Source organism: Enterobacter cloacae complex sp. P29RS (assembly GCF_014893445.1).
GTDB classification, from domain to species: domain Bacteria; phylum Pseudomonadota; class Gammaproteobacteria; order Enterobacterales; family Enterobacteriaceae; genus Enterobacter; species Enterobacter intestinihominis.
Genome location: NZ_JADBPZ010000021.1, coordinates 58,064 through 70,563 on the forward strand (window position 1 = coordinate 58,064; position 12,500 = coordinate 70,563).

The window sequence follows — 12,500 nt, forward strand, 5'->3', positions numbered from 1 at the left end:
TCTGGCTCCTTAACGAATAATCATGTCGTCGCGATGCACGGCAACCGGGCCATATTCATAGCCCAGGATGGCGTCGATCTGCTGGGAATGGTGGCCAGCAATCCGACGCAGCGCGTCGCTGTTATAACGGCTTACGCCATGAGCGATGTCGCGACCTTCAAGGTTACGGATTCGGATCACTTCACCACGCGAGAAGTTGCCTGTCACGCTTTTAATTCCTTTTGGAAGCAACGAGCTTCCTCTTTCCAGAATAGCGGCGGTCGCGCCTTCATCCACGGTCAATTCACCAGCCGGGGGCGCGCCAAAGATCCAGCGTTTGCGGTTTTCCAGCGGGGACGCCTGGGCGTGGAAGCGTGTGCCCACAGAGATGCCTTCCATCACATCACCTATCACGCCCGGACGGCTGCCCGCGGCAATGATGGTGTCGATACCGGCCCGGCACGCCACGTCCGCAGCCTGGAGCTTGGTGCCCATACCGCCTGTCCCAAGACCAGAAACGCTGTCTCCCGCAATGGCACGCAGCGCATCGTCAATGCCGTGAACGTCTTTGATCAGTTCTGCCTGTGGATTGGAACGCGGGTCAGCGGTAAACAGCCCCTGCTGATCGGTCAGAAGCAGCAGCTTATCGGCCCCTGCCAGGATCGCCGCCAGCGCAGAGAGGTTATCGTTGTCGCCTACTTTGATTTCAGCGGTGGCAACAGCGTCGTTTTCGTTGATGACCGGAACGATATGGTTATCCAGCAGCGCGCGCAGCGTATCGCGGGCGTTCAGGAAACGTTCCCTGTCTTCCATATCCGCACGCGTCAGCAGCATCTGCCCGACGTGAATGCCATAAATGGAGAACAGTTGTTCCCAGAGCTGTATGAGTCGGCTTTGTCCTACGGCGGCCAGCAGCTGTTTGGAGGCGATCGTCGCGGGGAGTTCGGGGTAGCCCAGGTGTTCACGCCCGGCGGCAATCGCCCCGGAGGTCACAATCACAATACGATGCCCTGCGGCATGCAACTGAGCGCACTGACGTACAAGCTCAACGATATGGGCACGATTAAGGCGGCGCGATCCGCCTGTTAACACACTGGTACCGAGTTTTACCACCAGCGTCTGGCTGTCACTCATGATTCTCTGCCGTTCAACAATAAGGGAAAATGATGTCAGTCAGACGTTTTAACAGGTGTCAGCCCCGTTGCCAACTGCCTTAGCACATCACCCGTCACTTTGTTGCGCGGGATCAGGAAGCGTAGCGGCAGATTTTGACAATTTTATTACCGAAAAATTAAAACATACTTTTTTAGACATATTCTTACTTTGTCATAAAACGTTCACCCACTAACGATAAAACCCTTCCTGTTTTTCACGGGGTAATAAGTTGAATCTTATTGCTCAGCGAATATTAGCGCGTTTTTATAAAATCAGGATTGAAAATGAAAAAGAGCACTCTGGCATTAGTGGTAATGGGCGTAGTTGCATCCACATCTGTTCACGCAGCAGAAGTTTATAATAAAAACGGTAATAAACTGGACGTGTACGGCAAAGTAAAAGCAATGCACTACCTCAGTGATGATGACGCGAAGGATGGTGACCAGACTTACGTTCGTTTTGGCTTTAAGGGTGAAACGCAGATTAACGATCAGCTGACGGGCTACGGACGTTGGGAAGCAGAGTTCGCGGGTAACAAAGCAGAAAGCGACTCTTCTCAAAAAACGCGCCTGGCATTTGCGGGTATTAAACTGAAAGATTTTGGTTCTTTTGATTACGGTCGTAACCTGGGTGCGCTGTATGACGTCGCCGCATACACCGATATGTTCCCGGAGTTCGGCGGTGACGGCCTGGCGCAGACCGATAACTTCATGACGAAACGCGCTTCCGGTCTGGCTACATACCGTAATACCGATTTCTTTGGCATGGTTGACGGTCTTAATATGACCCTGCAATACCAGGGTAAAAATGAAAACCGCGACGTGAAGAAGCAAAACGGCGACGGCTTCGGTACCTCCCTGAGCTATGACTTTGGCGGCAGCGATTTCTCTGTGATTGGTGCGTATGCCAACTCCGATCGCACCAATGAGCAAAACCTTCAGGCACGCGGCGAAGGTAAAAAAGCAGAAGGCTGGGCGACCGGTCTGAAATATGATGCCAACGATATATATCTGGCCACTCTCTATTCTGAAACCCGCAATATGGCCCCTATTTCCGGTGGTTTTGCAAATAAAGCGCAAAACTTCGAAGTGGTTGCGCAATATCAGTTTGACTTTGGTCTGCGCCCATCTCTGGGTTACGTGCAGTCTAAAGGCAAAGATATCGAAGGCATCGGCGATGAAGATATCGTGAAATACATCGATGTAGGTGTGACCTATTATTTCAACAAAAACATGTCTGCGTTTGTTGATTATAAAATCAACCAGATCGATGACGATAATAAACTGGGCGTAAGCAGCGATGATATCGTTGCGCTGGGCATGACCTACCAGTTCTGATGTTGTGGTAATAAAAAAACCGGCGCTGAGCCGGTTTTTTTGTGCCCGGTGACGCTGTGCTTACCGGACCTGGGGAGTAATACGTTTTTAGGCCGGGTAAGGCGTAGCCGCCACCCGGCGCTGTGACATCATCAGGCTCTCAGTTTCACCGCTTCGCTGGAAAAATCGTCCGCAGGCTCCAGCTTCAGATCCAGCGTTGCCAGCAGGTCGCGAGCTCTGCCGTGAAATTCTTTTAGCGTATGCTCCAGGCGATCGATCACTTCCTGATCTTTGATGCTCGTCGCCTGCCAGTGCCCGTCTTTATTAAACAGGCCAAACTGATAGCTATAGGTAAAACGGTTTTCCTGTGCTTCCATTTCCATCCACCAGCCCCAGAACTCACGTTTTTCGGGTGCAGGCTTCACGTTGACGCAAACAGCCAGGCAGTCGAAAAAAAAGCGATTCTCTTCACACTGCTCTTCTCGAATATACGGGCCAAGAGCCATGAACTTCTTAATCAGTCTACTTTTCGGGTGTCCACTCGGTAACGTCATTGCGATCTCCTTTTGTGAAGCACTGTTTTACCAAACCAACGAAATTTAGCAAACTATTAACACAATCTCTGCGTGATCCAGCGTGTGATCTCTTTAAGCGCTTTGTCAAAATTTTGGTACACCGGGCTGAAGGGTACCTCCAGCAATTTGCCATCCGAAGATGACGAGGTGATTAAGCGTGACTCCTCTTCCGGGCTAAATGGATCGTTCTTCCAGAAACCGGACATCATCGGGGTTGGGCAACGGCGGCCCAGCAAGCCCTGCGTTTTTAATGAATACCGATTAAGTTCAATGCGTAACGCTTCATCTGAAGCATCATGCATGCCAAGTCGGCTCGCCAGCACGTCCAGATACATTTCAGGAACGCTACCCTGACGCGCAGGATCGCTTAACAGTGCATGCACTACCGGGCCAAGACAGGCGACGGCCTTCAGGCGGGAAGATTCAAGGTAGGCCAGCCGTACCGCGACGTTAGCGCCAAAGCGGAAGCCAAACGCACCTACCCGGGTATGGTCAACCCAGGGGATATTCTCCAGCGCTTTTAATGCATGCTGGTGCAGCAGGCTGGAGTCTTGCGTAAGTTTCCATTTGGATGAAAAACCAATTGATGGCATATCGAGCGTCAGCATGGCGATCCCGTTTGGGGCAAAGTAGCGCTCATACAGGCTGTAATAATCAATTTGTAACGAATCCAGGCCGCCGCACATCAGAACCGTCGGGAACGGGCCTTCCCCCTCCGGCATATGCAGGAATCCAGTCACCGGGCTACCGCCGGGAATGGCGAACTCAATTTCACGCATCCGGCCAGGCAGCCGCTGGGCGGCCTCTTCATAAGCCCGGTTTGCCAGCGCCTGGGCCTGCTCCGCCAGTTCGTCTCCTTTCAGATGCGGGTATGCAGCGATGCTGTAAAGGTTTGCCGCATGCAGCCAGTGTTTGCCGCTGAGAGTGGCATCTTCTTCCTGGCTCGCTTTTTGCTGCCAGAGCATGGCCTGCTTTGACCATTCGTAGATCCAGTTCCCGCCACGGTAGCCCACCACCGTGTCGTAGAGATCGCTGTCGGTGCGCTCAGACTCGCTCATCACGATACGCGCCTGCACGTCGAGGATTTCGCGCGGGTCGATACCGCGCCAGATCCACATCAGGCGATTAATCATGCGGTACCAGTGGGGCACGTTTTTACCATCTAACGCTGACTGTACAGCAGGCATGGTCCCCGGATTAAACCGACGCACCAGCGTCGAGGTTTCAGGGTGCTTGAAACGGGGTTTGAAAAGAGTTTCGGTGAGATTCGCCTGCGCCATTGCGTTGCCTCCATGGATACATCACTTGGAGACCATTGTAACGCGTGGCAGGGTAAAAAGAACAACGCCCGGCATAACCGGGCGTGTAAAGTTACGTACTGAAATTAACGTCCAGAGATAGGCGGTACGAAGACCACGCCCATATCCCATGGCTGTTCAATCCAGGTATCCTGAGGGATATCAATGACGTAATCATCAACCAGGGGACGACCCGCTGGTTTCGCGAAGATAGTGACGAAGTGCGCTTTTGGATACATTTCGCGGATAGCCACAGCGGTACCGCCGGTGTCCACCAGATCGTCGATAACGATAAAGCCTTCACCGTCGCCTTCCGCGCGCTTCAGCACTTTCAGCTCACGCTGGTTATCGTGGTCATAGCTGGAGATACATACGGTATCGACATGACGAATACCCAGCTCACGTGCCAGCAGCGCCCCCGGTACCAGACCGCCACGGCTGACGGCAATAATGCCTTTCCACTGTTCGGAAGGCATCAGACGCGCAGCCAGTTTGCGTGCGTGAATCTGCAACATGTCCCAGGTGACGACGTATTTTTCGCTCATGTGAAGTGTCCCAGCCTGTTTATATACGGCTTAAAAAAATGAGGGTGAACCAGGTTGCGCGAGATTATAGAGATCTGACGCACTAAAAACCAGTGTTACGCGCCATGAGCCTGAGTTTTTACATGCTTAATGCTACCAGCCACGGGAGAAAGTGGTATTCTCAGATGCATCTCGCAAGCCCGTCTTGTGGTAACGATTAACCTGCTAACCCAGTGACCTGCAACATTGTTTTGCAGCGCAACGACAAGGAGACCTATCGTGTCTGAACTGTCTCAATTATCTCCACAGCCGCTGTGGGATATTTTTGCCAAAATCTGCTCTATTCCGCACCCTTCCTATCACGAAGAACAGCTTGCCGAACATATTATGGGCTGGGCAAAGGAAAAAGGTCTGCACGCTGAGCGTGACCAGGTTGGCAATATTCTCATCCGCAAACCTGCCACCGCAGGTATGGAAAACCGTAAGCCAGTGGTATTGCAGGCGCACCTGGACATGGTTCCGCAGAAAAACAACGACACCGTTCACGACTTCACAAAAGACCCGATTCAGCCGTACATCGACGGTGAGTGGGTGAAGGCGCGCGGCACGACCCTGGGCGCAGATAACGGTATTGGTATGGCTTCCGCGCTGGCCGTGCTGGCTGACGACAGCGTGGAGCACGGTCCGCTGGAAGTGCTGCTGACCATGACTGAAGAAGCGGGCATGGATGGCGCGTTCGGTCTCCAGGCAAACTGGCTGCAAGCGGACATTCTGATCAACACCGACTCCGAAGAAGAAGGTGAGATCTACATGGGCTGCGCGGGCGGGATCGATTTCATCTCTACCCTGCCGCTGTCCCGCGAAGCGATTCCTGCCGGTTTCGAGACCTTTAAGCTGACGCTGAAAGGGCTGAAAGGCGGTCACTCCGGCGGTGATATTCACCTGGGCCTGGGCAACGCCAACAAACTGCTGGCGCGTTTCCTGGCGGGCCATGCCGCTGAACTGGATCTGCGTCTGGTGGACTTCAACGGCGGCACTCTGCGTAACGCGATCCCTCGCGAAGCCTTCGCGACCGTGGCGGTGCCTGCGGCGAAAGCGGAAGAGCTGAAAAACCTCTCCAGCCTGTATCTGGATATCCTGAAAAACGAGCTGTCTGAGAAAGAGAAAAACCTGACGGTGGTACTGGAGTCCGTTACAACGGATAAAGCCGCGCTGACCGCACAGTCTCGTGACACGTTCGTCCAGTTGCTGAACGCAACGCCAAACGGCGTGATCCGCAATTCTGACGTTGCAAAAGGCGTGGTTGAAACCTCCCTGAACGTGGGCGTAGTGACCATGGGCGACGACAGCGCAGAGATCATTTGCCTGATCCGTTCCCTGATCGACAGCGGTAAAGAGTACGTTGTGAGCATGCTGGAATCTCTGGGTACCCTGGCGGGCGCGAAAACGTCTGCAAAAGGCAGCTACCCGGGCTGGCAGCCGGATGCAAGTTCTCCGGTCATGGCACTGGTGCGTGAAACTTATCAGAGACTGTTCAACAGCACCCCGAACATTCAGGTTATTCACGCGGGTCTGGAATGTGGTCTGTTCAAGAAACCGTATCCGGATATGGACATGGTCTCCATCGGGCCGACCATCACGGGGCCACACTCCCCGGATGAGCAGGTTCACATTGAAAGTGTCGGTCACTACTGGACGCTGCTGACTGAGCTGCTGAAAGCAATCCCTGTTAAGTAATAAGCCGTTTGATGCCCGGTGGCGCTTCGCTTACCGGGCCTACGATTAGCCTAATCTACAGTCCCAGCACCAGCTGACGCTCCAGCTGCGGATCCAGCAATGTGACGTGCAGCCCCACCAGCCTTACCCCTCGTCCGCCCCGCCGCTCTTCCCATGCCTTTTTTGCCGTCGCAATAAGATCCTCTTTGTTGAGGCGTGGCCAGACGTGTTCCTGCGTCGTCTGCTGAAAATCGTTAAATTTCAGTTTGATGCCCTGCCGGGCAATAAGCAGATCTGGTTTGACCTTCAGTAAGCGTCGTTCAAGCTCAGGATAGAGTTGTTCCGTAATAATGGTTTCACACTCTGCCCAGTCATGGATATCTTCGCTCAGCGTGCGTTCAACGCCGACCGATTTACGCAGCCGTTCGTTGTTCACATCCCGGTCATCAATGCCCTGACTGCGTTCCCACAGTACGCGGCCAAACTTACCAAAACGCTTAAGCAGCAGCGCCAGATCGCTGCGCTGAACGTCTTCACAGGTGCGTAGCCCCATATTTTCCAGCTTCGCGGCGGAGACTTTACCCACACCGGGGATTTTGCTGAGCGGCAGCGTCTTTAAAAACGCCGGAACCTCTTCCGGGGTGATGACGTACTGGCCGTTGGGCTTATTTAAATCGGAGGCGATTTTGGCGAGAAATTTTATCGGCGCGACGCCTGCCGATGCCGTCAGGTTCAGCTCGTTAAAAATAGTCTGGCGGATCTCCTGCGCCATCAGGGTGGCGGAGCCGTGGCAGTGCACGCTGTGGGTGACATCCAGATAGGCTTCATCCAGCGATAACGGTTCAATCAGAGAGGTGTAGCGGGAGAAGATCTCCCGAATGTGGTTCGATGCTTCTTTATAGGCATCAAAACGTCCGGGCAAAAGAGTGAGATGCGGGCACAGTTTCAGCGCCATCGCTGTCGGCATGGCGCTGCGCACACCGTATTTGCGAGCAGGATAGTTGGCGGTGCTGATGACACCGCGCTGAACCCGGCTGCCGCCAATGGCGATGGGAATATCCCGCAGCGCCGGGTTGTCACGCATCTCCACTGCGGCAAAAAAGCAGTCCATATCGACATGGATTATTTTGCGCATAGTAAGCCCTCACTCATTACTGGATAAGTATACAGTAAACAAATGAGGGTTGAGAAGTATGCGTGGGAATTGTCGGGTGGCGGCGTTGCCTTACCCGACATACAAAACTAAATAATGCGTTGCTGCTCGCGAGCCATCCGTTTTTTTCGCGCATCGCACGGTTCCGGACAATCGCACACTTTTTCCATTCCGATGGAAGATATACCTCCACAGCTGCCCTGGATGCTTTTACGCTTGATGATCCAGCCTAAGGACATCCCGAATATCACCAGTACAAACACCGCAAAGGTCGCCAGAAAGGTCAGCATAATCAGCCTCCGAAATCATCGAGCATGATGTTCTCATCTTCCACGCCAAGATCTTTTAGCATCTTAATCACGGCAGCGTTCATCATTGGCGGGCCACACATATAAAACTCGCAATCTTCCGGTGCCGGGTGCTGTTTGAGGTAATTTTCATACAGCACGTTGTGGATGAAGCCCGTATAACCTGTCCAGTTATCTTCCGGCTGCGGATCGGATAACGCCACATGGAAGGTAAAGTTAGGGTTATCACGTGCCAGTTGTTCAAACTCATCGTCATAGAACATTTCGCGCAGTGAACGCGCCCCGTACCAGAAGCTGATCTTGCGCTTGCTGCCAAGGCGTTTGAGCTGGTCAAAGATATGCGAACGCATCGGCGCCATACCCGCACCGCCGCCGATAAAGACCATTTCCGCGTCGGTGTCTTTGGCAAAGAATTCGCCGAACGGGCCGGAAATCGTCACTTTGTCACCAGGCTTGAGGGACCAGATATAGGACGACATGACGCCAGGGGGTGCATCAGGCACATTCGGCGGCGGCGTGGCGATTCGCACGTTGAGCATAATAATGCCCTTCTCTTCCGGATAGTTAGCCATGGAATAAGCGCGAAGCGCGGGCTCTTTTACTTCGGAAACAAAGCGGAAGAGGTTAAATTTATCCCAGTCGGCCCGGTACTCCTCGGGCACGTCGAAGTCAGCATACGCCACGGTGTGTGCCGGACAATCAATCTGGATATACCCACCCGCACGGAACGGGACGCTCTCCCCTTCAGGAACGCGCAGCTTGAGCTCTTTAATGAACGTGGCTTTGTTATCGTTAGAGATAACTTCGCACTCCCATTTTTTCACGCCGAAGATCTCCTCCGGCAGCTCAATCTTCATGTTCTGGCGCACAGCGACCTGACACGCCAGACGGCAGCCCTCTTTCGCTTCACGCTTCGTGATATGCGACAGTTCTGTTGGCAGAATATCCCCGCCACCCTCTTTCACCTTCACACGGCACTGTCCACAGGAGCCACCGCCGCCACAGGCAGACGAGACAAAAATCCCGTTGCCGGAGAGCGTATTAAGCAGCTTATCCCCTGCCGGGGTACGGATCTGATTCTGCGGATCGTCATTGATATCAATGATCACATCCCCGGAATTCACCAGCTTCGCACGCGCTGCCAGGATCAGCCCTGACAGCACCAGTACTATCAGCGTGAACATCACCACGCCAAGAATAATTTCCATCTTTTAGCCCTTATAGCTGCACACCGGAGAAGGACATAAAGCCCAACGCCATCAGGCCGGTGGTGATAAAGGTGATCCCTAAGCCACGAAGCCCCGCAGGTACGTTGGCATATTTCATTTTTTCACGGATCCCCGCCATGGTGACAATCGCCAGCATCCAGCCGATACCGGAACCGAAACCATACACAACCGATTCACTGAAGTTGTAATCGCGCTGAACCATAAATGAGACGCCGCCGAAAATGGCGCAGTTCACCGCGATTAGCGGCAGGAAGATCCCCAGTGCGTTGTACAGCGACGGGAAGTATTTATCGAGGATCATCTCCAGGATCTGAACAAGCGCCGCAATCACCCCGATAAAGGTGATGAAGTTCAGGAAGCTAAGATCAACGCCCTCCACCAGCGCGCCATCACGAAGCACGAAGTTGAACACCAGGTTGTTAATCGGAACGGAAAGCCCCAGCACAACAGTGACCGCCACACCCAGACCGAATGCCGTCGATACCTTCTTAGAAACAGCAAGGAACGTACACATGCCCAGGAAGAAAGCGAGCGCCATGTTTTCAACAAACACCGCGCGCACAAATAAACTCAGGTAATGAGCCATCGTCGGTTACTCCTTTTCCTGCTGTTCAGGCTTCAGCGTACGAATCAGCCAGATCAGCAAACCGATAATGAAAAATGCGCTTGGTGCCAGCAGGAACAAACCGTTCGGCAGATACCAGCCGCCGTTCTGTACCGTATCCAGCACCGAGATGCCAAACAGTTTGCCGCTGCCAATAAGTTCGCGCAGGAAACCAACCGTCAACAGGATCACGCCATAACCCAGCCCGTTGCCGATACCGTCCATAAAGCTCGCCAGTGGCGGCATTTTCATCGCATAGGCTTCAGCGCGCCCCATCACGATACAGTTGGTGATAATCAGGCCGACAAACACCGAAAGCTGCTTCGAGGTTTCATAAGCGAAGGCGCGCAGAAGCTGATCAACCACGATCACCAGCGAGGCGATGATCGCCATCTGGACAATGATCCTCACGCTGTTGGGTATGTGGTGGCGGATCATTGAGATAAACATGCTGGAAAACGCTGTCACCAGCGTTACCGCCAGCGTCATGACCACCGCCGTTTCCAGCTTGGTGGTTACCGCCAGAGCCGAGCATACGCCCAGCACCTGAAGCGTTATCGGGTTATTGGCTAAAAGTGGACCAATCAGCACCTTTTTAACTTCTTTCAGTTCACCCGTATCAGCCATTGTTCAGCGCTCCTTCACGTACATTCTTCAGGAAGGGACCAAAGCCCAGTTCACCCATCCAGAAATCAAAGCTGTGCTGCACCCCATTAGAGGTGAGCGTGGCGCCGGAAAGGCCATCAACGGCAAATTCATCACCAGGACGCGCTCCTCCTTTCACCACCTTCAGCGCAGGCTGGCCGTTGTCATCGAGCACTTTTTTACCGACAAACTGTGCCCGCCAGTTAGGGTTCTCAACTTCGCCCCCCAGCCCTGGTGTTTCGCCCTGATCGTAATATGTAATGCCTTTGACCGTACGGCCATCGGTATCCAGCGCCACAAAGGCGTACATCATTGACCATAAACCGTTGCCATAGATGGGCAACACGATTTCCTGGATGCGCTTTTGCTCGTCGCGGACGAGGTAAATCTCCGCGACATTGCTGCGGCGCTTAATGCCTGCCGGATCCTGCGAGGCGTCAAGCATGGTGCTCATCTGCGGATCTTTTAGCGCCAGCGCCTGGTTATATTTCGCCGGGTCTTTATCCATTAACTCCCCGGTTTTTAAATCCACCAGCCGTGCGGTAATGCGTTCGGCAAACACCGCTGCGACGTCATCCTTCGTCATGCCTTCCTGCATCAGCCCGGCAACGGCAAGGATGTTACGCTGTTTATCCAGCGCACGTTGCTCCTGCTGTAGCGGTTTCAACCCAACGGCAGAACCGGCCACGACAATGGAACAGACCAGACACAGTACCAGCACCACCAGCAGCGTTTTGCTGATACTGTCGTTATTTTTGATCTCAGCCACGCGCCTTCCTCCGCTTAATGTTGGCGCGCACGACCAGGTAGTCGAACAGCGGCGCAAACAGATTGGCAAACAGAATGGCCAACATCATCCCTTCCGGATAGGCCGGGTTGACCACGCGAATCAGTACACACATCACCCCAATGAGCGCGCCGTAGCACCATTTTCCTCTGTCGGTAAACGAAGCCGAGACCGGATCGGTGGCCATGAACATCATGCCAAACGCAAAGCCTCCCAGCACGAGGTGCCAGTACCACGGCATGGAGAACATCGGGTTAGTGTCTGAACCAATGAAATTGAAAAGCGTGGCGGTGAGGACCATCCCAAGCATGACGCCAGCGACAATGCGCCAGGACGCCACGCGGCCAAAGAGGATGATGGCTCCGCCGATCAAAATCATCAGGGTAGACACTTCACCGATGGAGCCTGGAATATTGCCAATAAACGCATCAAACCAGGTGACAGGCTGTCCGGTTGCATTGTTAACCAGCGTTTCGCCGCCACCTGCCGCCCACTGTGAAAGTGGCGTCGCGCCGGAGAATCCGTCTGCTGCCGTCCACACCAGGTCGCCCGAGATTTGCGCCGGATAAGCAAAGAACAGGAACGCGCGCCCTGCCAGTGCCGGGTTGAGGAAGTTGCGTCCGGTCCCGCCGAAGATCTCCTTGGCAATCACCACGCCAAAGCTGATCCCCATCGCCGCCTGCCAGAGCGGCAGCGTTGGCGGAACAATCAGCGCAAACAGAATAGAGGTAACAAAGAAGCCTTCGTTTATCTCATGTTTGCGAATAATAGCGAACAGAACCTCCCAGAAACCGCCCACAATAAAGACAGTCATATAGATGGGGAGGAAGAAGACAGCGCCCAGCGTCATCATGCTGATCCAGCCTGCATCTGCCGCAAAGCTCACCCCCAGCGACTGCGCCAGACGATAGTGCCAGTCAGACTGAATCACCTGCGCCAGCTGCTCTGCATCGTACATATGGTGCAGCGCCGGAATAGTCTGCAACCCAACGTTATACATCCCCCAGAACATGGCCGGGAAGACCGCAAACCAGACCAGAATCATCATTCGCTTGAGGTCGATGGCGTCGCGAACGTGCGCCGCGCCTTTCGTCACCAGACCCGGGGTGTAGAAAATGGTCGTTGTCGCTTCATACAGCGGGTAGTACTTTTTGAGCTTCCCTTCGGTAAAGTGCGGCTCAATTTTTTCAAAGAGGTGTTTTAAGCCCATG

At 53.7% G+C, this 12,500-nt stretch carries 13 protein-coding genes; 2 read left to right on the plus strand and 11 right to left on the minus strand.

The window, feature by feature from the left end; genetic code table 11:
• Positions 1–9: 9 nt before the first annotated feature.
• A complete protein-coding gene (gene proB / locus IM282_RS16150; RefSeq protein ID WP_015571369.1) occupies positions 10–1,113 on the minus strand; it encodes a glutamate 5-kinase in 1,104 nt (367 codons plus the stop codon).
• Positions 1,114–1,418: 305 nt separating this feature from the next.
• On the opposite strand from proB, the gene phoE reads away from it, so the two are divergent.
• Complete coding sequence (gene phoE / locus IM282_RS16155) at positions 1,419–2,471, plus strand: phosphoporin PhoE (RefSeq protein WP_192970637.1); 1,053 nt, start codon at positions 1,419–1,421, stop codon at positions 2,469–2,471.
• A gap of 131 nt (positions 2,472–2,602) precedes the next feature.
• On the opposite strand, the gene crl is transcribed toward phoE, so the two are convergent.
• From crl to gpt, 3 genes are all read right to left on the minus strand, one after another.
• Positions 2,603–3,004: a sigma factor-binding protein Crl gene (gene crl, locus IM282_RS16160; protein WP_022647149.1), complete on the minus strand. Its 402-nt coding sequence runs from the start codon at positions 3,002–3,004 to the stop codon at positions 2,603–2,605.
• Positions 3,005–3,060: 56 nt separating this feature from the next.
• Positions 3,061–4,305 (minus strand): esterase FrsA, encoded by a 1,245-nt coding sequence (frsA, locus tag IM282_RS16165; RefSeq protein WP_038415404.1) that lies wholly within the window; start codon positions 4,303–4,305, stop codon positions 3,061–3,063.
• 104 nt (positions 4,306–4,409) lie between these two features.
• Positions 4,410–4,868 (minus strand): xanthine phosphoribosyltransferase, encoded by a 459-nt coding sequence (gene gpt / locus IM282_RS16170; RefSeq protein WP_003863205.1) that lies wholly within the window; start codon positions 4,866–4,868, stop codon positions 4,410–4,412.
• 258 nt (positions 4,869–5,126) lie between these two features.
• Between gpt and pepD the strand changes: the two genes are divergently transcribed.
• Positions 5,127–6,584: a cytosol nonspecific dipeptidase gene (gene pepD, locus IM282_RS16175; RefSeq protein ID WP_032676430.1), complete on the plus strand. Its 1,458-nt coding sequence runs from the start codon at positions 5,127–5,129 to the stop codon at positions 6,582–6,584.
• A gap of 55 nt (positions 6,585–6,639) precedes the next feature.
• On the opposite strand, the gene dinB is transcribed toward pepD, so the two are convergent.
• The 7 genes from dinB to IM282_RS16210 form a co-directional block, all read right to left on the minus strand.
• Complete coding sequence (gene dinB, locus IM282_RS16180) at positions 6,640–7,698, minus strand: DNA polymerase IV (RefSeq protein WP_022647146.1); 1,059 nt, start codon at positions 7,696–7,698, stop codon at positions 6,640–6,642.
• A gap of 107 nt (positions 7,699–7,805) precedes the next feature.
• Positions 7,806–8,006, minus strand: coding sequence for a (Na+)-NQR maturation NqrM (nqrM, locus tag IM282_RS16185; protein ID WP_003863212.1), 201 nt, complete (start codon positions 8,004–8,006; stop codon positions 7,806–7,808).
• Positions 8,007–8,008: 2 nt separating this feature from the next.
• Positions 8,009–9,232 (minus strand): NADH:ubiquinone reductase (Na(+)-transporting) subunit F, encoded by a 1,224-nt coding sequence (gene nqrF / locus IM282_RS16190; protein ID WP_006810003.1) that lies wholly within the window; start codon positions 9,230–9,232, stop codon positions 8,009–8,011.
• A 10-nt stretch (positions 9,233–9,242) separates the two neighbouring features.
• Complete coding sequence (nqrE, locus tag IM282_RS16195) at positions 9,243–9,839, minus strand: NADH:ubiquinone reductase (Na(+)-transporting) subunit E (protein ID WP_003863217.1); 597 nt, start codon at positions 9,837–9,839, stop codon at positions 9,243–9,245.
• A gap of 6 nt (positions 9,840–9,845) precedes the next feature.
• Complete coding sequence (locus tag IM282_RS16200; RefSeq protein WP_058645998.1) at positions 9,846–10,484, minus strand: NADH:ubiquinone reductase (Na(+)-transporting) subunit D; 639 nt, start codon at positions 10,482–10,484, stop codon at positions 9,846–9,848.
• Entirely contained in the window at positions 10,477–11,271 is a 795-nt protein-coding gene (locus tag IM282_RS16205; RefSeq protein WP_022647144.1) for a Na(+)-translocating NADH-quinone reductase subunit C, read from the minus strand. Before IM282_RS16205 ends, IM282_RS16200 begins: the two co-directional genes overlap by 8 nt.
• Positions 11,264–12,499, minus strand: a complete 1,236-nt coding sequence (locus tag IM282_RS16210; protein WP_022647143.1) for an NADH:ubiquinone reductase (Na(+)-transporting) subunit B — start codon at positions 12,497–12,499, stop codon at positions 11,264–11,266. The genes IM282_RS16205 and IM282_RS16210 overlap by 8 nt, the downstream gene beginning before the upstream one ends.
• Position 12,500 lies beyond the last annotated feature (1 nt).